At 67.8% G+C, this 20,068-nt stretch carries 19 protein-coding genes; 10 read left to right on the top strand and 9 right to left on the bottom strand.

Annotated features, from left to right (window positions below; all coding sequences use genetic code 11):
- Positions 1-6 precede the first annotated feature (6 nt).
- From TX76_RS00950 to TX76_RS00940, 3 genes are all read right to left on the bottom strand, one after another.
- A complete protein-coding gene (locus tag TX76_RS00950; protein WP_049898390.1) occupies positions 7-1,455 on the bottom strand; it encodes a sugar transferase in 1,449 nt (482 codons plus the stop codon).
- Between the two features lie 202 nt (positions 1,456-1,657).
- The gene (locus tag TX76_RS00945) at positions 1,658-2,722 is read right to left on the bottom strand and encodes a polyprenyl synthetase family protein (RefSeq protein ID WP_049898388.1); all 1,065 of its coding nucleotides are present in this window, start codon (positions 2,720-2,722) and stop codon (positions 1,658-1,660) included.
- Between the two features lie 74 nt (positions 2,723-2,796).
- Complete coding sequence (locus TX76_RS00940) at positions 2,797-4,107, bottom strand: M28 family peptidase (RefSeq protein ID WP_049898573.1); 1,311 nt, start codon at positions 4,105-4,107, stop codon at positions 2,797-2,799.
- Between the two features lie 160 nt (positions 4,108-4,267).
- Here TX76_RS00940 and TX76_RS00935 point away from each other — a divergent pair, with 160 nt between their 5' ends.
- Positions 4,268-5,065 (top strand): NAD(+)/NADH kinase, encoded by a 798-nt coding sequence (locus TX76_RS00935; protein ID WP_049898386.1) that lies wholly within the window; start codon positions 4,268-4,270, stop codon positions 5,063-5,065.
- 46 nt (positions 5,066-5,111) lie between these two features.
- The gene (locus TX76_RS00930) at positions 5,112-5,561 is read left to right on the top strand and encodes a DUF7313 family protein (RefSeq protein ID WP_049898385.1); all 450 of its coding nucleotides are present in this window, start codon (positions 5,112-5,114) and stop codon (positions 5,559-5,561) included.
- 40 nt (positions 5,562-5,601) lie between these two features.
- Here the strand turns inward: TX76_RS00930 and TX76_RS00925 are convergent, their stop codons facing one another.
- Both TX76_RS00925 and TX76_RS00920 read right to left on the bottom strand, forming a co-directional pair.
- Complete coding sequence (locus TX76_RS00925) at positions 5,602-6,132, bottom strand: GNAT family N-acetyltransferase (protein WP_049898382.1); 531 nt, start codon at positions 6,130-6,132, stop codon at positions 5,602-5,604.
- A gap of 416 nt (positions 6,133-6,548) precedes the next feature.
- Positions 6,549-6,785 (bottom strand): DUF7123 family protein, encoded by a 237-nt coding sequence (locus TX76_RS00920; RefSeq protein ID WP_049898381.1) that lies wholly within the window; start codon positions 6,783-6,785, stop codon positions 6,549-6,551.
- A gap of 299 nt (positions 6,786-7,084) precedes the next feature.
- Here TX76_RS00920 and TX76_RS00915 point away from each other — a divergent pair, with 299 nt between their 5' ends.
- From TX76_RS00915 to TX76_RS00905, 3 genes are all read left to right on the top strand, one after another.
- Positions 7,085-7,501 carry a TRAM domain-containing protein gene (locus tag TX76_RS00915; protein ID WP_049898571.1) on the top strand — a complete coding sequence of 139 codons (417 nt, stop codon included), beginning with the start codon at positions 7,085-7,087 and terminating at the stop codon, positions 7,499-7,501.
- A gap of 530 nt (positions 7,502-8,031) precedes the next feature.
- Positions 8,032-8,733 (top strand): acyl-CoA synthetase family protein, encoded by a 702-nt coding sequence (locus TX76_RS00910; RefSeq protein WP_049898379.1) that lies wholly within the window; start codon positions 8,032-8,034, stop codon positions 8,731-8,733.
- 80 nt (positions 8,734-8,813) lie between these two features.
- Complete coding sequence (locus TX76_RS00905; protein WP_049898377.1) at positions 8,814-9,365, top strand: GNAT family N-acetyltransferase; 552 nt, start codon at positions 8,814-8,816, stop codon at positions 9,363-9,365.
- 28 nt (positions 9,366-9,393) lie between these two features.
- Here TX76_RS00905 and TX76_RS00900 read toward each other — a convergent pair whose 3' ends face one another.
- A complete protein-coding gene (locus tag TX76_RS00900; protein ID WP_049898376.1) occupies positions 9,394-11,415 on the bottom strand; it encodes an AMP-binding protein in 2,022 nt (673 codons plus the stop codon).
- Between the two features lie 99 nt (positions 11,416-11,514).
- Here TX76_RS00900 and TX76_RS00895 point away from each other — a divergent pair, with 99 nt between their 5' ends.
- The 5 genes from TX76_RS00895 to mce all read left to right on the top strand — a co-directional run bounded on the left by TX76_RS00895 (position 11,515) and on the right by mce (position 17,569).
- The gene (locus tag TX76_RS00895; protein ID WP_049898374.1) at positions 11,515-12,102 is read left to right on the top strand and encodes a GNAT family N-acetyltransferase; all 588 of its coding nucleotides are present in this window, start codon (positions 11,515-11,517) and stop codon (positions 12,100-12,102) included.
- Positions 12,103-12,244: 142 nt separating this feature from the next.
- Positions 12,245-13,312, top strand: coding sequence for a S66 family peptidase (locus TX76_RS00890; RefSeq protein ID WP_049898372.1), 1,068 nt, complete (start codon positions 12,245-12,247; stop codon positions 13,310-13,312).
- 463 nt (positions 13,313-13,775) lie between these two features.
- On the top strand, positions 13,776-15,077 hold the full coding sequence (locus TX76_RS00885; protein ID WP_049898370.1) for an MFS transporter: 1,302 nt from the start codon (positions 13,776-13,778) through the stop codon (positions 15,075-15,077).
- A 426-nt stretch (positions 15,078-15,503) separates the two neighbouring features.
- Positions 15,504-17,186: an acyl-CoA mutase large subunit family protein gene (locus TX76_RS00880; RefSeq protein WP_049898369.1), complete on the top strand. Its 1,683-nt coding sequence runs from the start codon at positions 15,504-15,506 to the stop codon at positions 17,184-17,186.
- Entirely contained in the window at positions 17,183-17,569 is a 387-nt protein-coding gene (gene mce, locus TX76_RS00875) for a methylmalonyl-CoA epimerase (RefSeq protein ID WP_049898368.1), read from the top strand. The genes TX76_RS00880 and mce overlap by 4 nt, the downstream gene beginning before the upstream one ends.
- Before the next feature lie 15 nt (positions 17,570-17,584).
- Here mce and TX76_RS00870 read toward each other — a convergent pair whose 3' ends face one another.
- The 3 genes from TX76_RS00870 to TX76_RS00860 all read right to left on the bottom strand — a co-directional run bounded on the left by TX76_RS00870 (position 17,585) and on the right by TX76_RS00860 (position 19,894).
- On the bottom strand, positions 17,585-18,535 hold the full coding sequence (locus TX76_RS00870; protein WP_049898366.1) for an alpha/beta fold hydrolase: 951 nt from the start codon (positions 18,533-18,535) through the stop codon (positions 17,585-17,587).
- Between the two features lie 122 nt (positions 18,536-18,657).
- Entirely contained in the window at positions 18,658-19,212 is a 555-nt protein-coding gene (locus tag TX76_RS00865) for an NUDIX hydrolase (protein ID WP_049898364.1), read from the bottom strand.
- Positions 19,213-19,225: 13 nt separating this feature from the next.
- Positions 19,226-19,894, bottom strand: coding sequence for a hypothetical protein (locus tag TX76_RS00860; RefSeq protein ID WP_049898362.1), 669 nt, complete (start codon positions 19,892-19,894; stop codon positions 19,226-19,228).
- Positions 19,895-20,068 lie beyond the last annotated feature (174 nt).

Genomic DNA, 20,068 nt, shown 5'->3' with positions numbered 1-20,068 from the left:
CTCCGATCACTCGTCGTCGGCGAACACCGACGCCGCTTCGCTCACGACCTGCCAGACCTGGCGAACCACGATCTTCACGTCGATCCAAAAGGACTGCTGGTGGATGTACTGCGTGTCGTACCGGAGTTTCTGCTCGGGCTCGTGGCCGGTCGCGCCGTTGATCTGGGCGAACCCGGTCAGGCCAGGCTTCACGAACCACCGCCGCCGCCACTCCGCGACTCCCGTCTCGATGTCGGCGTCGAGTTCGGGTCGCTCCGGTCGCGGTCCGACGACCGCCATATCACCCACCAGTATCGACCAGAGTTGGGGGATCTCGTCGAGGTGGGTCCGTCTGAGCACCCGACCGGTTCGCGTCACGCGGGGGTCCACCCCGCCGGAGTCCTCCTCGCTCAGTTTTGCCCCGGTCGTGGCCTCGGCGTCGTCGACCATGCTGCGGAACTTCTTGATCTCGAACGTCTCGCCGAACTCCGCGGTGCGTTCCTGGCCGTAGAGCACCGGCCCGGGGCTGTCGAGCTTGACCGCGACCGCGATCGGCACGATGATCGGGAGGAGCACCACCAGGCCGATCGCGGCGAAGACGACGTCGAACGCCCGCTTCAGTGCCCGGTCCTCCCAGTCCCACGGTTCGAGTTCGATGTCGACGAGGCCGACCACGCTCGTGTCGGTGGTCAGGACGCTGTCGACGTGTTTTCGGTGGGCCTTCGCGCGCACGCCGTGGTCGTAACACTCCGCGAGCGCGCTGAAGAAATCCGCACGATCCGACCGCTCGAACGCGAGCACCGCCGTGTCGATGTCGTGTTCGACGAACGTCTCGCCGAGCCGGGAGAGCCCACCGAGGCACTCGAGGTCGTCGAGCCCGGCTCGCTGGTGCGTGCCGCCGTCGGCGAACCGCACTGGCGGCTCACCGTTCGTGGGAGCGGGATCGTACTGGATCGTGGGCGCGACGTACCCCACGACCGAGAGGTCGGTGGTTTCGAGGAGCTCCTCCATCGCTCCGGGATCGTCGCCGACCAGCACGACCCGCTCGCTCCCGGCCACCGGTCGGCGACGGATCACGACGAACCACACCGGGAGACAGCAACACAGCAGCACCGTCATCGTCACGAGCGTCGTTCGCGGCAGTCGGTAGGTGTAGTCGAGGTAGCCGATCGCGGCGAGCGCGAGACACGCACCGAGCAGCCGCCGGACCGCAAGCGAGATCGTATCGAGGATCCGCCGCGGTCGTGGCTTGAACAGCGGCAGCAGGGCGGCGAACACCACGACGAGCGCCGTGACCGCGGCGAGCGTCAGCGCACCGTTCGTGAGCGTCGTCGGTTCGAGCCGACCGAACAGGGGAAGCGACGTCAGCAGGCGTTGGGCGAACGGGTGGTTCGCCACCGCGATCGAGAGCACGGTGAGAACGACCGTCCCGAGGCCGCTCGCGACCCGATACCGCAACCCCGTTGTGAGCTCCATGCGTTAGGTCGATCACCCTAACCGACCGATTCGCCGGGCATAAGCATTGTGGAAGGTCCCCTTCGATCGATAAAAACCAATCGTCCGAGCGGCGAACCGGAACGAGCCACAACCGAAAGTGGGTTCGTCTCGATCCGGTGCATGTGGGACGGGGGCCGTCGAGAGATCGCTTCCGACTCGCCGGCTCTGTTTCGAGGGCGGATCAGGCGTCGCGTTCGATCACGAACCGGGTGAACGCCGCGAGGTCGTCGGCGACGTCGTCGTCGATGGCGAGCTCGCCGAGGGCGTCGCGCGCCTCCGCGGCGAGTTCGAGCGCCCGCTCGCGGGCGTAGGCCACGCTGTCGGTCTCGCGGAGGATGGCGATCGCCTCCTCGATCTCGGCGTCGGTGTTCTCGTCCGCCCAGAGGATCGTTTCGAGCCGTGCGGCCCGTTCGGGGGTCGCCTCGTTCGCGGCGTGGATCGCCATCAGCGTCTTCTTCCCTTCGCGCACGTCGTTGCCGACGCCCTTGCCGAACGCGCCGCCGTCCTCGTCGGCGGTCTCGACGTCGAGGATGTCGTCGCCGATCTGGAACGCGATCGACATCCGCTCGGCGTAGCGTGCGGCGCGACGCTCGGCTTCGTCGGACTGGCCGGTGATGAGCGCGGCGAGCCGCGCGACGATCCGGCCGAGACAGCCGGTCTTGCACGCACACATCTCGAGGTACTGGGCCTCGCTCATCCGGATGGCCCCGTCGTTGTGCCAGTGGATATCCATCCCCTGGCCGAGATGGGTGCGGTTGAGCTCGTACATCAGCATCTCGTAGATCGCGAGTCGCGTCCCGGCGTCGAGATCGGCAGGGTTGCGCGCGACGATGTTCAGCGGGAGGAAGTACATCGCGTTGCCGGCGTTGAGTGCGATGTCGAGTCCGACCTCGTCGTGGAGCGCGGGCTCGCCGCGGCGCATCGTCGCGCCGTCCTCGACGTCGTCGACGATGATCGTGCCGTTGTGGAGGATCTCGGGGATGCAGGCGTAGGGGAGGTACTCGTGGGGGTCCGCACCGAACCCGTCGATCAGGAGACAGCAGACCACCGCGCGCCAGCGCTTGCCGCCGCGGTCGAGCAGGTTCCAGATCGGGTCCGGGAGCGCGCGCTGGATGGCGACCGGGTCGTACTCGTAGGTCGGCTCGCCGAACGCGCTCGTGACGTACTCGTCGTCGACCTCGCGGGGGAGCAACTGCTCGATCTCCCTGTCGATGACCGGCCGCCACGCCGCGAGCACGTCGCGCATACGAGTGTGACCGGCGGCGGCGGGCTAAAAAGGCTCGCTCTCCACCGGCCCCCGAGTGTGGGATCGCCGTCGGGTCATCCGTCGTAGGGCCAGTCGCCGATGACCTTCATGCCCGCCGCCTGGTCCTCGGCTTCCAGTGCCGCCGCGATCGTCTCCGGGTCCTCGTGCTCGACCACGAACTCGTCGTCCGCGAGCCGAACGCACAGTTCGGTGAGGAGGATCGACTGTTCGCGGAGGTTCCTGACTTCGAGCTTGTCCAGCGTGTCCGCGAACGTGTGCCCCCACCCCCGACCCTCGTCGCCCGTCTCGCTCATCAGGTGGTAGCCGGGAACGCCCCACTGGACGTAGGGCCAGTGATCGCTGTGCGGGCCCTGGTCGGGGATCGTCGTGACCGGATGGTCGAACTCGTCGGCCACCCCGGTGACGAGATCGTCGAGCGCGTCGAACCCGTGGGTGTGGGCGCTGAGCGTCCGTCCACGGACGACGCCGTCGTTGTTCACCACGGCCTTGATCGAATCGTGATCGCGCTCGTCGGCGTCGTGAGCCGACCCCACCAGGCCGACCTCCTCGGCACCGTAGACGACGACGTGGACGCGGGTGTCGAGTTCCGTCTCGCGGTCTGCGAGCGCCTTCGCCACCTCGACGACGACGGCGGTGCCGGCCCCGTTGTCCATCGCCCCTTCGGCGATGTCGTGGGCGTCGACGTGACTCGTCACCAACACCGCCTCGTCGGTGTCGGGGCCGAGATCGGCGTGAACGTTCTGGCTGGTCGCGTCGTGAACGTCGGCCGCGACCGACACCTCGACCATCTCGCCCTCCCGACGCCGCGAGAGCCGTGACCCGACTTCCTTGCTCACCCCGAGTGCGGGAATCTCGCCGATCGGCGAGTCCTCGGTGCCGACACTCCCGGTCGGTGGGAGGCAGCCCTCGACGTGGTTCCGGAAGACGAACGCGGCCGCACCCCCATCGACGGCGTAGTAGTACTTCTCCCGGCGGTGGATGAACCGATCGTAGTGGCCGGGGACGTTCGACGCGACCATCACGACCTTCCCCTCGATGTCGGTCTCTTCGAAGTCGCTTGGGAGGCCGTAGCCGAGGTCCACGAATTCGCCTGCAACCTCGCCAGCCGGACTCCGCGGGAGCGCGATGGTCTCGCGGCTGCGGTCGCCGCCACCGATCGTCGCGGAGCCACGGGTCCACCCCTGAATGTCGAACTCCTCCAGACGAGGGTTCCGCGCACCGACCCCCGCCAGCGCGTCGCGGGTGGCCTCTGCGGCGCGGCGCTCGCCGTCGCTGCCGGCCATCCGATCGCCGATGTCGACGAGGGTTTCGAGGTGGTTCCAGCCCGTGTCGCTGGTGAAGACGTCGCCGATCCACTCGGTCATGCGCCACCGATCGGTTCGACTCCGCTTGAGGGTTCGGGAAGCGGAGGCCGGCTCGAACGCGGGGCCGGTTCGGACCACGATCGATGGTGGAGTGGTCCCGGCGTCCGATCGATCGCGCCGAGTCCGCAGTCTTTTGCCCCGCCGCGCGCAACGAGGATCGATGAGCGATGGCGAGCCGGCGAGCGATCACGGAGCGACCAGCGTCGGTGTCGTCGCGCCCGAGGCCGACCCGACCGGGATCGTCGATGCGGTTGCGGATGCCGGTGGCGTCGTCGCCGCGAGCCGGGGCGCGACCGCCGCCACCGACGCCGACGCCGTGGTGGCCGTCGGTGACGCCGGATTGGGCGAGTGCGTCGCCGCCGGCGTCGGCGGTCCGGTTCTCCCGATCGACGTCGACGGGATCGCGTCGCTTCCTCGTGGGGACAGCTCGGACGGGATCGAGCGCTTCCTCGCCGGGGAGTACCCCGTTCGCGAGCAGCCGGTGATGGCGGTCGAAACCCCGACCGTCGACGGCCGTGCACTCCGCGACATCGCCTTGATGACTGCCGAACCCGCGACCATCTCGGAGTTCGCGGTCGCCACCGATGACACCGGGTCCGATCGGGACCCAGGGGCTGCCGACACGTCCGTCGGGAGCGACGCGCCGCTCGCACGAGTTCGCGCCGACGGCGTGGTGGTGGCGACGCCCGCCGGAAGTCGCGGGTACGCACGCGCCGCGGGCGGCCCGGTCGTGGTCGCCGGCAGCGACGCCGCTGCGGTGGTGCCGATCGCGCCGTTCGCGACCGATCCCGACCACTGGGTGGTGCCGCTGTCGGCGATCGCGCTCACCGTCGAGCGCGACGACGCCGACGTGGAGCTGTTCGTCGACGGGCGTTCGCTGGGGAGCGTCGCGCCAGGCACCACCGTCGAGATCGTCCGCGACGGCACGCTCCGGCTCGCGTCCCCGAGCCGTGTGTGAGACGGGATGGGAAAGGCTCTAATGGGATCCCGACGGAGGCTCGATTATGCAACCTCTCTCGCTGTTCGGGCCGATCGACGCGGTCCTCGGGAGCGGCGACCACCCACTCATCCTGTACGTCCTCGTCGTTCTCGCGGTCGCCAACGTCGTCACGCGCGCGATCGCCCACCGGTCGAACGTCAACGATGCGCGCGAGCAGGGTGCCGAGGCCGTCGGCCAGCATCCGCTTCACGCCGCCTCGACGATCCTGTTGATCCTCGGCTCGTTTTACCTCATGACCGTCGAGCTCCACTCCGGGGTCGTGCTCTCGGTGCTCGTCGTCGGAATGTTCGTCACCGACCTCTTCGAGCTCGAAGCGCTGCGGGTCGAGGCGCGCAACGACCGCAGCCTCAGCCGACCGAACGGGGCCATCGCCGCCTCGATGGTCGTGTTGCTGTACGCGGCCTATCTCTCCCTCTTCTTCGTGATCGCCCCGGTCTGGAACGCGGTCGTCTGACTCCGTTCGGTTCCGTTTCGGGGGCGCTCGGGAACCCGGGTCAACGCTGCTCGCGCCACTCGCGAGCGAGGAGGCCGTATCGGTGGACGTCGACGAACTCGCCGTCCACGAACGCCTCCTCGCGATGGACGCCCTCCTCGACGAACCCGACCTTTTCGAGCACGCGCCGCGAGCCAGCGTTGTGCTCGAAGGCGGTGGCGACGACCTTGTTGAGCCGGCGCTGGTCGAACGCGTAACCCACGAGGAGGTCGGTGGCCTCGGTCGCGTACCCCTCGCCCCACGAATCGGGTGTCACCCAGTAGCCCACCTCGGCGCGACCCCAGACCTCGACGACGTCGGAGAGGCCGATCATCCCGACCGGCTCGCCCTCGACGCAGACGAGCAGCGACACGCCGTCGTCGCCGATCCCTTCGAACCACTCGCGCTCCTGTTCGGCGTTCACCGGCGACACCGCACCGAGCGACCGCCAGACCTCGGGATCGTTGATGTCGTGCTGGAGGAACTCGAGATCCTCTTCCTCGACGGTTCGGAGGGTGATGCGCTCGCCGTCGAGGAATACGGGACCAGGCATACTACGAATCGATTTCGGCCAGAGGCATCAACCTTGTGCGCTCGTCGGTCGCTGTCGGGCGGCTCCGGCGGATGCGTCGTAGTGACGACGGGCGCGGCGCGGTGACGGTACCGTGCGGTCGCGGAGACGGTGTGTGCAGTTGCGGAGCGGTGCGGCGCGGTGGCCGTGAGCGCGCCTGAGCGCGACAGCGCCGGGCGTGCGAACACGGGGAAGGGGAAGGCGGCAGCGCGTGCCCGCGCGACAGCGCGGGTCGCGCAATGCGGTCCTGGTGTCCTGCCGAACGAAGTGAGGCAGGGCTCGGGAGAGCGAAGCTCTCCCGGCGGACATGAAAAGGGCGAGGAACCGCCGTCAGGCGTCCGACCGAACGAAGTGAGGCCGGATGCGCGGGCCACCGGCCCGCGCAGTTCCGAGGGCTTTCAGGTCGTAACCTTCCACGTCGTCGACGACGAGTAGCCCCACTTCTCGACTGAGAGCGAACACTCGCCGTCCCGAATGGCGGTCATGTTCGTGCCGACCTCCTTCGCGGTGAGGTCGAGCGCCTCGCCGATCAGCCGCGACTTGAAGTACGTCTGGGTCCCGGCGTGCTCGCGGAGGTACTCGAGGATCCGGCGCTGTTTGCGGCTGAGGTCGGCCGTTGCGCTGCTGGCTGCCATGCTCGAACGAACGAAGCGATACCCTAAAGCGGGTTTGGTACAGCAGGGTAATCCGACCGCTGTCGGCCGGTTTCGATGATTCGTTGCTCCCGTGAGAACCTCACGACCAGGCGCGCTGTGGATTTCGAGGTCGTGGTTGGTACAGCGGGGTAATCGAGTTCGGCCGAGGGTCGATCGGAGTTCGATCGGTGGTACCCGGCGAGCACGGCCGGCCGCGATCGAGCACGACCGTCCTGGGGACCGTCCGTGCGGTAGTTCTTTACCGTTCGCCCCCAACGGCCGTGACGGAGGACTACGCGATGGAAATCTCTGACAAGCTCTTGTGTCTGTTCAACGCCGAGGTCACTGCGGAAGACGACGACACCTACACCGTCGAGGTGCCACGCCGCGAGATCGACACCGGCTCGGTCGAGGCCGGCGAGGTCTACCGCGTGGCGCTCGTTTCGCGCGAGCGCACCGACGCCGAGTCGAGCACGGCGAGTTCGGGCGGGTCGCGCTCGGGATCGAGCCGTCCCTCCTCGGAGCCCCAGCCGCCGGTCGACATCGGCGAGATGCGCTACGTCGAGGTCGAGGACATCGGCAAGCAGGGCGACGGGATCGCGCGCGTCGAGCGGGGCTACGTCATCATCGTGCCCGGCGCGGAGATCGGCGAGCGCGTCAAGGTCGAAGTCACCGAGGTGAAGTCGAACTTCGCAGTCGGCGAGATCATCGACTGAACCGAACCTTTTTACTGCGGAGGGTCGCCTTCGGCGACCCCCGCTCGCAAAAACGTCCTCAGAAGTCGAAGACTTCTGATGTCGAGGCGAATCGAAGATTCGCCGACCATTGGAGAGCTTCGCTCTCCAAGAGGCTGCGTTAGAGTTTCACTTTGACGAACGTTCATGGAAAACCCCGCGAGCGCCTGCGGCGCTCGCGGTAGAGCTGCCGGCGCTTCCCGCAACTGCTCCGCACAGCACCGCCGAAGCCCTCGACTCTACGGGCCTCACCCTCGATCCACCAGGAGAGCTTGCTCTCCTGGGCCTCGACTCGCTTCGCTCGTCGAGACACCGAGGAACCGCACCGCCGAAGCCCTCGGCCGCGAGACGCGGACGGAGTGAGCGTCTCGAAACGAGCGGGCGGGAAGGCACAACCCGCGAGCCCCGCTCCGCGGGCCTCGCCCTTCATCCGCCAGGCACCGCCACTGCAAACGCGGCCGCACCGCCGCCGCAGCCGGCGGCGTTTTGGGTCACCCACCCGAATCACGGGCATGGACACGCTGCGCGGGCTGCTCGCGCGCGATCGCCGGAGCGACCGCCCCGCGCTCCGCGTGCCAGGCGACACCGATCACGACTACCGCCGACTCCTCACGAACGCCTGGAAGACCGGCAACTTCCTGCACCACTGCGGCGTCCGACCCGGACGAACGGTCGGGATCGCCGGACGACGGCCCGCGGCGGTGCTCGCCTTTCTCGGCACGGCGTCGCTCGGTGGCGTCGCGCGATTCGATCCACCCACGTCGATCGACGCCTGTACGGTCGTCGCACCAGTCGAGGAAATCGACGACTTCGAGCTCCCGCCTGGTGGCACCCGCGTCGCCTACGGCGACTCGCCGGACAATTCCGAAACGGCGCACTTCGAACGCGATGTCTGGAGCGAGAACCCGACGCTCGCGCCGGCGGACGTCGCGGCCGACGACCCGGCGCTCGCCACCGCCGAGTCATCGCTCTCCCACGCCGAACTCCTTGCCGCCGCCGAGCGCACCGTCGAGCGAGCGGGACTGGACGCTGGCGACGCAGTCGCGGTGCGCGCGTCGCTCACCCTCCCCGGAACCGTCGCGGCCGGCCTCGTCGCCCCGCTGCTCGCGGGCGCAACCGTCGTTTTCCCGGACGACGAAACCATCGGCGACGTTGCGATCACAACCGGGAGCGCACCCGAGGAGACCATCATCGACCCCACCGCGGTTCGCTGACCCCCGGACGGCGGCCCGCGGACACGGATCGATGGTTGACGGCCGAAAGACGCTATACGCTGTGGGATCGCCGTCGAGGCATGCCTGGCGCACGCGTCACGAGTGGCGAGCGGGTCACGCTCCGGACGGTCGAGAGCGAGGACGTCCCCTTCCTCCAGCGCTCGGTCGAGCCCGAGATCCGCTATCCGCTCGGCAACCCCGTCAGGAACCGGGAGGGGTACGAGGTGACCGGCGAGGACGGCACTGATCGGTTCCTCGTCTGTCTCGAAGGGAGCGACACCGATCCGGGCCAACCAGACGACGGCGACGTCCGGCGGATCGGCAACGTGAACGTGACGGACATCGACTACAAACGTCCGGAGCTCGGCTACTGGCTCGTTCCGGAGGTTCACGGCGAGGGCTACGGGAAGGAGGCCGTCTCGCTCGCCGTCGAGTACGCCTTCCGGCAGTACGACACGCCGGCCGTGGGTGCGGAGGCCTACGATTACAACGACGCTTCGCGTGGCCTGCTGGAATCGCTCGGGTTCACCGAAGAGGGTCGCCGCCGGAAGTTCATGTTCGTCGATGGCGAGCACCGCGACATGCTCCAGTATGGACTGCTCCGCGAGGAGTGGCGAGAGCGTGACGAGTGATCGTGGAGGGCGATCGGACGGCGAGTAGCTATCGTGCCTGCTCGATGGCGTCGAGCGCGTCCGGGTTCTCGATCGAGCCCATGTCGCCGAGCTCCTCGCCCCGGTAGATCGACGCGATCGCTCGGCGGATGATCTTCCCCGACTGGGTTTTCGGGAATCCCTCCACAAAAAGCACCTCGCGGGGTTTGAACGGCTTGCCCAGTTCCTCGCCCACCTGCTCCCGGAGTTCCTCGCGGAGCGCGTCCGACGCCTCGGCGTGATCTTCGAGCACGACGTACGCCACGACCGCCGTCCCGGTGGTGTCGTCGGGGACGCCGACCGCGGCGGCCTGGTTCGCGTCGTCGTGGTCGATGATCGCGCCCTCGACCTCGGCGGGACCGACCTTCCGCCCGGCGACGTTCAGCGCGTCGTCGGCCCGACCGTGGAGGAACCAGAGCCCGTCCTCGTCCTTCTGCGCCCAGTCGCCGTGGTCCCAGAGGGGCGGGTCCTCGAAGCTCGACCAGTACTCTTCGAGGTAGCGTTCATCGCCGCTCCACAGCGATTTGGTCATCGAGGGACACGAGTCACGCGCCACCAGAAAGCCTCTTTCATGTGCGTCGGCCACCGACTCGCCCGCCGAATCCACGATGTCGATGTTCATTCCCAGCCCCGGGCCACCGAGCGTACAGGGTTTCAAGGATTGAATCGGCATCGGCATCAGGAAACACCCACAGATCTCGGTCCCGCCGGAGATGTTGATGATCGGCGTGTCGCCACCCCCCACCTGGTCGTAGAACCAGAGCCACGACTCGGGATCCCACGGCTCGCCGGTCGACCCCAGCAGCCGGAGACTCGACAGGTCGTGTCCCTCGACCCATTCATCACCGTGCTTTCTGAGCGCGCGGATCGCGGTCGGCGAGATCCCGAACTGGGTGACGTCGTGGCGGTCGATCATCGACCAGAACCGATCGGGTTCGGGGTAGTCGGGCGCGCCCTCGTACATCACCACGCTCCCACCGAAGGCGTGATTCCCGATCAGCGTCCACGGCCCCATCATCCAGCCGATATCCGACACCCAGAAGAAGTTGTCGTCGGGCTTTTGATCGAACCCGAAGTGGATCTCCTTCGCACACTGCACGAGGATCCCGGCGTGGGTGTGGACGATCCCCTTCGGCTTGCCGGTCGTGCCCGAGGAGTAGAGCAGCATCGACTCCTGGGAGGCGTCGAGTTCCTTCGTCTCGTACTCGCTCGACTGCTCGCCCACCGCTTCGTCCCAGCGCTCGTCGCGCGCGTCGTCCCACGGAACCTCGCCCGTATCCTCGCCATCCCCACCTTCGTCGGGTGTCAGTCCCAGCCGATCGTAGACGACGGTGTGTCCGACGTGGCCGGCATCCGCGATCGCCTCGTCGGCGGCTCCCTTCAGCCGGACCTCGTCGCCCCGGCGATAGAACCCGTCACCAGTGAATAGAACTGTGGGTTCGGCGTCCGCGATCCTGGTGGCGGTCGCGTCGACGCCGAACCCCGAGAAGATCGGGACCGCGATCGCGCCGATCTTGAAGCAGCCGTAGAGAATGGCGATGACCTCCGGGACCATCGGCATGTAGAGCCCGACAGTGTCGCCGGTGCCGACGCCGCGTTCTTCGAGGCAGTTCGCCACCCGGTTCGCCCCCTCGTGGAGTTCCGCGAACGTCACCTCCCGAACCGTGCCCGGTTCGCCCTCCCAGACGCAGGCCACGTCGTCGGCGGTGTCGCCGTCGGCGTACCGATCGAGCGTGTTGTGGGCGACGTTGATCGACCCACCGGGATACCAGTCGGTGAACTGCGGCCCCTCGCTGTCGTTGCGAACGCTGTCGTAGCCCTCGAAAAACTCGATGCCGAGGTACTCGACGAGCTCGTCCCAGAACCAGTCGACGCCCGACTCGTCGATCCCGGTGTCGCTGCAGGTTCGCGCGATCAGTTCGTCGTAGCCGTCGATCCCGTACTCCTGCATGAACGCGTGGACGTTCGTGGATTCGACGAACTCCTCGGTCGGTTCGTGAACCACCTCGTCGAACTCGCCCAGGGACTCCATACTGGAGGGGACACCGCACGACATGAAAGGAGTTTCCCCATCGTCTTTCGTTCCCGATACCCGGAAACCCTTTTACTGGCCGGCGACCCATCCTGGAGTATGTACGTCCGGAACGCGAGAAACCGCGAGGAAGTCTGGCTTCTGGACCACATCGAGGACATGAGCCTCGACGACGCCGCCTTTCGCTCCCGGGACTACGTCATCGCCGTCGACGAGACCGGCAACCGGAAGACCGGGTTCGGTCGGATCCGGATCCACCGGACCGACGACGGCGAGTTCTGCGAACTCACCGGGATCGGCGTCCTCGAAGGGTGGCGTGGCCAGGGCGTCGGCGCACACGTCGTCGAGCGGCTGGTCGACCGCGCCGGTGACGAGGAGTTCGAGACCGTCTACTCGCTGACCGACGAACCCGAGTACCTCGAACAGTTCGGCTTCGAGCGGGTCGAGAGCGGGGAACTCCCGAACAAGCTCGCCGAGCGCCTCGACGTCAAACGCGAAGGCAGCGTTCCCGAGGCCGTCCCGACGCAGGTCGACGTCGGGGCGTTCACCATGCCGTCCGAGCTGCGCGAGCGATTCAAACACGCCGCCGAGGACGGAGTCGAGGACGAGGAACCCGCAGTCGAAGAAACTCCCGAGGACTTCGGGATCGACAGCGAGAACGCGACCTACAAGTACGACACCGGGTGATACTGTCGGTCAGAAAACCATTGCTCACCGGGGCAGTCGTTCGTGCTCCCGACTTCGGGTTTTCGATGGTGGTCGTCGAAGCCGTCTGACCGACAGTACGAACGGCCGGAGCGTTTTTCATCTCGACTTCCGAGACGGAACCATGCCACCCGAGTTCGTCGTGCCGCCCGCACTCGATCCAGGTGACAGCGTCGCGATCGTCGCGCCCGCGAGCGGCGGCGCGGCGGACGCCCCACACGTTCTCGATCTCGGCGTCGAGCGCCTCCGCGAGACGTTCGACCTCGAACCGGTCGTCTACCCGACTGCCGAGAAGGGAAACGAGCATCTCGAAGCTCACCCCGAGGAGCGCGCTCGCGACGTTCACGACGCCTTCCGCGATCCCGACGTTCGGGGGATCGTGGCGACCATCGGCGGCGACGATCAGCTTCGGGTGCTTCCCCACCTCGATCCCGACGTGCTCCGTGAGCACCCGACCAGATTCTACGGGATGAGCGACAACACGAACCTCCAGCTCTATCTCTGGGATCTCGGGATCGTCTCGTACAACGGCGGTCAGTTGATGAACCAGATCGCGACGCCCGGACACCTCCACGAGTACACCGAGCGCTACCTTCGCCGGGCATTCTTCGAGGAGTCACTCGGCGAACTCGAACCGGCCGCCGAGTGGACCGACGACGTGGTCGACTGGACCGACGACGCGTACGCCGACCACACGCCGACGTACGAGCCGAACCCAGGCTGGACGTGGCGGGGCGGCGAGGAGCGTGCCGAGGGCCGGATCTGGGGCGGCTGTCTCGCGATCGTCGAGTGGCATCTGATGACCGAGCGCTACTTTCCCGATCCCGACGCGCTCGATGGGTGCGTGCTCGCAATCGAGACGTCCGAGGACATGCCGAGCGCCGATCGCGTGAAGTGGACCCTGATGTGCATGGGCGAGCGCGGCCTGCTCGATCGGTTCGGCGCGGTGCTCGTCGGTCGACCAGCCACGAGGAGCCACCGCGAACAGCCCGACGACGAGGAGCGCGCCGCGTACCGCGACCGCCAGCGCGAGGCGATCGCCGGCCAGTTGGAGCGGTACAACCCGGACATCCCCGTCGTGTTCGATCTCGATTTCGGCCACACCAACCCGACCGTTCCGCTCCCGATCGGCAGCCAAGCGGTCGTCGACCCGATCGAGGAGCGGATCGTCGTCGGGGGAGGGCCTGCGTAGTTGACTGGCGTCCGTTCCGGTCCGCGGCGGGAGAATCGACTGCGGTGAATTCGCGATAAAACCCGACGAGATCGTGGGCGTAGACAGCGGGAACCACCGCCCACACGGAACCAGTACGCTTTTTACCGGCCGCGCGAACCGATGCGAAGAACTGTCTTATGACTCGCCGGCCTACGGTTCGTCCGGTGTTCGATCCCCTCTCGCCTCCCGCTGCCTGACGGGCCCGATAGCCGCAGCACTCGGGTTCGTTTCGCTACCTCCTCGGTAGCCGCATTTCCTCTCGACCACGCACGCATATGCCGATATCCGCCGAGTCGCCGGCTCAGTGCCGGCGCTCGCACGACCGCGCACCGACACATGAATCACGACCGAACCGCCCGCGCCGATACCCGAGCCGCTGGCGTGGGAGCCGCTCGCCCGCTCCGCGTGGAGCCCTGCCGACGCCCCTCGGAGGTGGTCGTCGATGAGCGCCCTCGATCGGGGGCTGTGGCGCAACGCCGACTTCCGGCGCTTCTTCGCCGGACAGTTCGTCACGAACGCCGGGGACAGCCTCTACACGGTGGCGATGCTCTGGCTCGCCTTCGAACTGAGCGGCTCGACGCTGGTCACCGGCGCGCTGAACGCGATACTGCTGTTGCCGTGGCTGCTCCAGGTGTTCGCCGGACCACTCGTCGATCGTCTGGCACTCGAACGCGTCCTCGTCGGCTCGCAGGTGATCCAAGGCACCGTCGTGCTGGCCCTGCCGCTGGCGGCGGCGACAGGGTACTTGGACGTCGGCGTCCTGTTCGTCGTCGCGCCGGTGTTGATGCTCGCGTCGCTGCTGATGACACCGATGGAGACAGCGCTGCTGCCCCGGATCGTCGACGACGAGCGCCTCCCCGGCGCGAACGCGGCGCTCTCGACCGTGACGCTCGGGCTGGACATGGTGTTCGACGCGCTCGGCGGCGGCTTCGTCGCGTTGTTCGGCGCGACGACCCTGTTCCTCGCCGACTCGGCCACGTTCGCCGTCGCCGCACTGCTGTTCGCCGGTATCAGGCTCGGCACCGCGACGGAGGTCGACGAGCGCACGGGATCGAGGACCGAGCCGACCGTCGCAACCGTGCGCTCGGTGCTGCGTTCGTACGTCTCGGACCTCCGGGCCGGGATCGGGGTGCTCCGCGGGACGGTGTTCGTCGAACTGATGCTGACGACCGCGGTGGCGAACTTCACGACTGGCGTCGCGCTGGCGATACTGCCGGCGTTCGGCGACGGTCTCGGCGGTCCCGCCGTCTACGGCCTGCTGCTGGGCGCGCTCGGGATCGGTCGGCTCGTCGGCTCGTTCGTCGGTCCGTGGTTCGAGGGCGTTCCCTACGGCCGGCTGCTCCTCGCTCACGGGGTGGGTGCTTGCTGCTGGCTTGCGGCCGCCCTCGTGTCGTCGCCGGCACTCTCGGTTGTGCTGTTCGGCCTCGCGTGGGTACCCGTCGGCGCTTCGAGCGTGCTCAGTTCGACGCTGAACCAGCGGGTGTTCCCGACCGACGTGCTGGGTCGGGTTTCGGCGACGAAAGGCACCGCTTCCGGGGCGACGCTCCCGCTTGGCTCGCTCGTCGGTGGCGCGGTCGCCGCGGTGCTGGGAACGACGCCGACGATGGCGCTGACCGCGGGCGGCTTCGGCTTCACGGCGATCTACGTCCTCCTGCGCCCGCGGCTTCGACGGCTCCCCGCCGTCGCGGCGGCCACACCGGAGGACTTCGACGTGGAGATCGAGACGGAGCAGGAGGACGAGTAGTGGGTCATTCCAGCCGTGACTTTTCGTGTGGTGGTTGGCGCGCGATGAATGCGCGCCGACGGCGCGCAGAACGTGCGAGGGATGAGCGAGGAAGCGAAGCGACCGAGCGAATCGGTTGGGGAGGCGTGTGGCTGTCGCGGAGCGGTACTGAGGCGGTGGTGTCAGTGATCGAACCGCGAACGAACACCGCAGGCGCGCGAAGCCGCCCGACTGCAAGCGATTCCGAAGGAATCGCACTGTCCAAAAGAGCCGACGGCTCTTTTGACGATGCCGAGACGGCTTCTTCGCGCGGCTACGCCGCGCGAACGGCCCGAGGCGCGTAGTGCCTCGCTGTCGCCGTCTCGTAGCACAGTAAAAAAGTGGGTTGGAGAGCGACCACGGTCCCGACGAACAACGATTAAAGTCACGTCGACCCTACGAGCGGGTATGTTCGATCCCGACGACCTCGCCGACATCCGGTCGGCCAAGGAGGAGTGGGAGGCAGAAACCCTCGATCCCGTCCTCGATCGGTTCGGCGAGCGCAAGGACACCTTCGAGACCGACACCGCGGGCCACGAGGTCGATCGGCTCTACACCCCCGACGACGTTGGCGAGCGCGACTACCGCGAGGACGTTGGCTTCCCTGGCGAGGAGCCCTACACTCGGGGGGTGTATCCCACGATGTATCGTGGCCGGCTCTGGACGATGCGCCAGTACGCCGGGATGGGTACGGCAAGGGAGACCAACGAGCGCTTCCAGTACCTCATCGACGAGGGCCAGACCGGCCTCTCGATGGCCTTTGACTTGCCGACCCAGATGGGGTACGATTCGGACAACGAGATGGCCGCGGGCGAGGTCGGGAAGTCGGGCGTGGCGATCGACTCGATCCACGACATGGAGACCGTCTTCGAGGGCATCCCCCTGGACGAGGTTTCGACCAGCATGACGATCAACGCGCCCGCGAGCGTGCTGCTCGCGATGTACATCGCGGTCGGCGATCGCCAGGGTGTCGACCGCGAGGAACTGCGGGGCACCATCCAGAACGACGTTCTGAAGGAGTACGTCGCGCGCAACACCTACATCTACCCGCCGGAGCCCTCGATGCGGATCATCACCGACATCTTCGAGTTCTGCGCCGACGAGGTCCCGAGTTTCAACACCATCTCGATCTCGGGCTATCACATCCGCGAGGCGGGCTCGTCGGCGGCCCAGGAGATCGCCTTCACCCTCGGGAACGGGATCGAGTACGTCGAGGCCGCCACGGAGGCCGGCCTCGCGGTCGACGATTTCGCCCCGCAACTCTCCTTCTTCTTCGCGTCGTACAACAACGTCCTGGAGGAGGTCGCGAAGTTCCGGGCGGCGAGGCGGATGTGGGCGAAGATCATGGACGAGCGCTTCGACGCCGACGATCCCGACTCGAAGCAGTTGAAGTTCCACACCCAGACCGCGGGCTCGACGCTGACCGCCCAGCAGATCGACAACAACATCGTCCGGGTGGCGTATCAGGGCCTCGCCGCCGTCCTCGGCGGGACCCAGAGCCTCCACACGAACGGGAAAGACGAGGCGCTCGCACTGCCCACAGAAGAGAGCGTCCGCACCGCGCTTCGGACCCAGCAGATCCTCGCCCACGAGTCGGGCGCGGCCGACACGGTCGACCCGCTCGCGGGGAGTTACTACGTCGAGGGCCTCACCGACGAGCTGGAGGAGGAGGCGTTCGACATCCTCGACACCGTCGACGGCAAGGGCGGGATGCTCCAGGCCGTCGAGGACCAGTGGGTCCAGCGTGAGGTGCAAGATGTCGCGTTCGAGCGCCAGCAGGAGATCGACGAGGGCGAGCGGGTGATCGTGGGCGTCAACGAGTACGAGGTCGACGAGGAGCCCGAAGTCGACATCGAGGAAGTCACCGAGGAAGACCAGCAGCGCCAGCGTGATCGGCTTGAGCAGGTGCGCGACGAGCGCGACGACGCGGCCGCCGAGGACGCACTCTCGGCGCTCCACGACGCCGCCGCGGGCGACGACAATCTCATGCCGTACCTCGTCGACGCGGTGAAGGCCGAGGCCACCACCGGGGAAATCTGTGATACCATGCGGGACGTCTTCGGCGAGCACCAGGGCGGGGCCGCGCTATGAACGTCGATCACGCCGGCATCGCCACCGACGACGCCGACGCACTCGCAGAACTGTACACCGACCTGTTCGGGTTCGAGGTGGCGCACGAGGAGACGTTCGACGGGATGGCCGTCGTCTTCCTCGACTGCGACGGGAGCTACTTCGAACTCCTCGAACCGCTCGACGGCGAGGGCGCGATCGCGAGGTATCTCGATCGCAGCGGGCCGGGCATCCACCATCTCGCGCTCGAAACCGACGACATCGCGGCCGCGCTCGATCGGGCGCGCGAGCACGGTGTCGAGTTGATCGACGACGAGCCGCGGGAGGGCGCGTGGGGCCACGAGGTGGCCTTCCTCCATCCGGGATCGACCGGCGGCGTCCTGATCGAGTTCGTCGAACACTGACCGTGCGTTTCCGTGCTACCGCTGGCCGTCGACGAGTGCGTCGAGGATCCCGGTCTCGTTGTCGTCAACGATCGAGAGGTGACCCTGGTCGGGGTAGACGTGGGCCTCGGCGGTCGGGATCCGTTCGGCGTAGTACAGCCCCATCGAGAGCGGCACGATCCGGTCGGCCCGGCCGTACCAGAGGAACACGGGGACGTCGATCGAACCGAGATCGAACCCCCAGTCGCCGGCGAACACGGCGAGTTCGTCCGCGAGCGGACCGTAGCCGTGGCGGCTGACCGCCTCGTAGTCGCTCTCCAACAGTACCTGTCCGACCTCGCCGCGCCAGAGGTCGGCGTCGGCCGCGGCCGTCGATTCGACCGTGGATTCGAGGTACGCCTCGGGGTTCCTTCGGGCAGTTCGCCCGTCGGACCAGAGCGAGAGTTTCGCCAGTGGCTTCGCGTGCCTGGCGATCAGAAACGGGAGGCGATCGCGCCACGCCACGGAGTCGAGCGGGGCGAGACCGCAGGCGATGCCGGCACGCTCGATCCGCTCCGGCAGTCGTGCGGCACAGGCCGCCGCGTAGGGACCGCCGCCGGAGATCCCGAGTACCGGGAACGAGTCGAGGCCGAGCGCGTCGGCGAGGTCGGCAACGTCGTCGGCCCAGTCGGCGACCGCGCGGTCCGGGGCGGGATCGGAGACGCCGAACCCGGGGCGTTCGGGCGCGATGATCCGGAGGCCGCGTTCGCGACCCGCCGCGTCGAACAGTGCGCCGAAGGGCCGCGAGTTCGGGAAGCCGTGGAAAACCAGTAGGGGGTCGCCGTCGGGATCGCCGCAGTCGGCGTATCCGAGTTGGCGTCCGTCGCGGCAGTCGATCGTCCGGGGGTTCGCCCGGATGTCGCGAGCCACGTCGAGCATCGTCGCTCCCGCCGGCGTCGCCTCGTCGCTCCCGAACAGTTCCGCGATCGTGCCCGCAGCGTCGACCATGCCCCCGATCGCCACGCCACTCGTATCAGTGTTCCTGCGGCCGAGGCGCGCTCCGCACGCGAACCAGGCACTGCCGTTTCCGGGCGACGATCGAACCGGGTGGCGGCGAGATTCGGCGAGCGCTACTCCCCGAGCAGGTCCCGCGTGCGGTCGTGGAGCGCCGCGGGCGGTTCGACGAACCACCGCGCCTCCAGCACCTCGTCGTCGTCGGTCGCCGATGCCGGCTGCCTGGAGCGCACTCCGGAGCCTTCGGCGCTGTGGGCCGCGAACTCGGCCGTCAGCATCGGGTACGACCGCGGCTCCTCGCTGTGCTCGATGGTTTTGACGCGGATGGCGAGCACGTCAGTCACCTCGCAGCGAACGCCGGTCTCCTCGCGAACCTCGCGGACCGCCGTCGCGGCGAGCGAGTCGTCGGCCGTCTCGTAGCCGCCGCCTGGCGTTCCCCACGTTTCGGGTGTGTCGGGATGGCGAACGAGCAGAACCCGGTCCCGCGAATCGCGGACCAGCGCGCCAGCGTCGGCGAGCATGCCGCTCTCACGGACGAGATCGAGGCCGTACTCGTAGAACGCGGGGTCGTTCTCGACGCGCGTCTCCGTGACCGCGAACGCGCCGAACCGTTCGCGCAGGCGCTCGCGTTCGGCCCCGACCGCCGCACGGGCGTCGTTCTCCGTCGTCATTCGCGACTTCCCGTCATCCGCCGTCGGTCGTGGTCGCCGTTCCGGATCCGCTCCCGTCGAACGACTGGGGTTCGGGACCCTGTCGGACGGTCTCGGTCGCACCGGTTTCGAGCGTCACGACCATCGCCTGGCCGCCGTGGCCGTGGGTCTGATCGTGACCACGGACGACGACGCGGCTCGTCCCATCCGGCACCTCGATCGTTTCTGAACGGGTGAATCGCGTGGTTCCATGTGGGTGGAGGAGCTCGCGCCGGCCGAGTCGCTCTCCGCCGAGGGTCTCGACCTGCCACCAGTTCGCGTAGCCGTCCTCGCCGTCGTCGTCGTGATAGAGGGTCACGTCGAAGCGGTAGCCGCCGTCGGTCGACTCGACTTCGACGCCGACGACGTTCGCCTCGCGGAGATCGAGCTGGCCGCCCGTAGTCGTCTGCGTCGCCGATTCGGTTGCCGTGGCGGTGGTCGTCCCGGCTCCCGCTGCGGTGTTCGTGCCGGCTTCGTCGGCCATAGTCGTCTCGGCTCCATCGGTGGTGGCCGTCCCCGTCCCGTTCGTCCCCGTCGTTCCGGACTCCTCGTCGTCGCCCCCGCCGTCACCACCGAGACAGCCGGCGAGTGACCCGCCGATCGCGGCCGCAAGCGCGAGGTATCGTCGGCGGGAAGTCGTCGATCCGGACCGGTGTCGGCTCATGGGTGTGGGTCGGGCTCACGCGACATCTATCCGTCGGGTACTCGTTTTAGCGGTGGTCGGGCGGGGTAGTGGCGGTCGTGGTACGGGCCTGGCGTCTCGACGAACGGAGTGAATCGAGGCTCAGGAGAGCTTTGCTCGCCTGGCGGATGAAGGGCGAAGGAGCGAAGCGAGTGA

Source organism: Halococcus agarilyticus (assembly GCF_000334895.1).
GTDB classification, from domain to species: Archaea; Halobacteriota; Halobacteria; order Halobacteriales; family Halococcaceae; genus Halococcus; species Halococcus agarilyticus.
Note: the sequence above shows the minus strand (reverse complement) of the source record. Positions and strands in the feature narration are given on the sequence as shown.

Coding starts and splice junctions, on each gene's coding strand:
- TX76_RS00910 (WP_049898379.1), top strand. CDS start 8,032: ATGGACACGCTGCGCGGGCTGCTCGCGCGCGATCGCCGGAGCGACCGC.
- TX76_RS00920 (WP_049898381.1), bottom strand. CDS start 6,785: ATGGCAGCCAGCAGCGCAACGGCCGACCTCAGCCGCAAACAGCGCCGG.
- TX76_RS00890 (WP_049898372.1), top strand. CDS start 12,245: ATGCCACCCGAGTTCGTCGTGCCGCCCGCACTCGATCCAGGTGACAGC.
- TX76_RS00950 (WP_049898390.1), bottom strand. CDS start 1,455: ATGGAGCTCACAACGGGGTTGCGGTATCGGGTCGCGAGCGGCCTCGGG.
- TX76_RS00880 (WP_049898369.1), top strand. CDS start 15,504: ATGTTCGATCCCGACGACCTCGCCGACATCCGGTCGGCCAAGGAGGAG.
- TX76_RS00900 (WP_049898376.1), bottom strand. CDS start 11,415: ATGGAGTCCCTGGGCGAGTTCGACGAGGTGGTTCACGAACCGACCGAG.
- TX76_RS00940 (WP_049898573.1), bottom strand. CDS start 4,107: ATGACCGAGTGGATCGGCGACGTCTTCACCAGCGACACGGGCTGGAAC.
- TX76_RS00945 (WP_049898388.1), bottom strand. CDS start 2,722: ATGCGCGACGTGCTCGCGGCGTGGCGGCCGGTCATCGACAGGGAGATC.
- TX76_RS00865 (WP_049898364.1), bottom strand. CDS start 19,212: ATGACGACGGAGAACGACGCCCGTGCGGCGGTCGGGGCCGAACGCGAG.
- TX76_RS00930 (WP_049898385.1), top strand. CDS start 5,112: ATGCAACCTCTCTCGCTGTTCGGGCCGATCGACGCGGTCCTCGGGAGC.
- TX76_RS00895 (WP_049898374.1), top strand. CDS start 11,515: ATGTACGTCCGGAACGCGAGAAACCGCGAGGAAGTCTGGCTTCTGGAC.
- mce (WP_049898368.1), top strand. CDS start 17,183: ATGAACGTCGATCACGCCGGCATCGCCACCGACGACGCCGACGCACTC.
- TX76_RS00870 (WP_049898366.1), bottom strand. CDS start 18,535: ATGGTCGACGCTGCGGGCACGATCGCGGAACTGTTCGGGAGCGACGAG.
- TX76_RS00925 (WP_049898382.1), bottom strand. CDS start 6,132: ATGCCTGGTCCCGTATTCCTCGACGGCGAGCGCATCACCCTCCGAACC.
- TX76_RS00860 (WP_049898362.1), bottom strand. CDS start 19,894: ATGAGCCGACACCGGTCCGGATCGACGACTTCCCGCCGACGATACCTC.
- TX76_RS00905 (WP_049898377.1), top strand. CDS start 8,814: ATGCCTGGCGCACGCGTCACGAGTGGCGAGCGGGTCACGCTCCGGACG.
- TX76_RS00915 (WP_049898571.1), top strand. CDS start 7,085: ATGGAAATCTCTGACAAGCTCTTGTGTCTGTTCAACGCCGAGGTCACT.
- TX76_RS00885 (WP_049898370.1), top strand. CDS start 13,776: ATGAGCGCCCTCGATCGGGGGCTGTGGCGCAACGCCGACTTCCGGCGC.
- TX76_RS00935 (WP_049898386.1), top strand. CDS start 4,268: ATGAGCGATGGCGAGCCGGCGAGCGATCACGGAGCGACCAGCGTCGGT.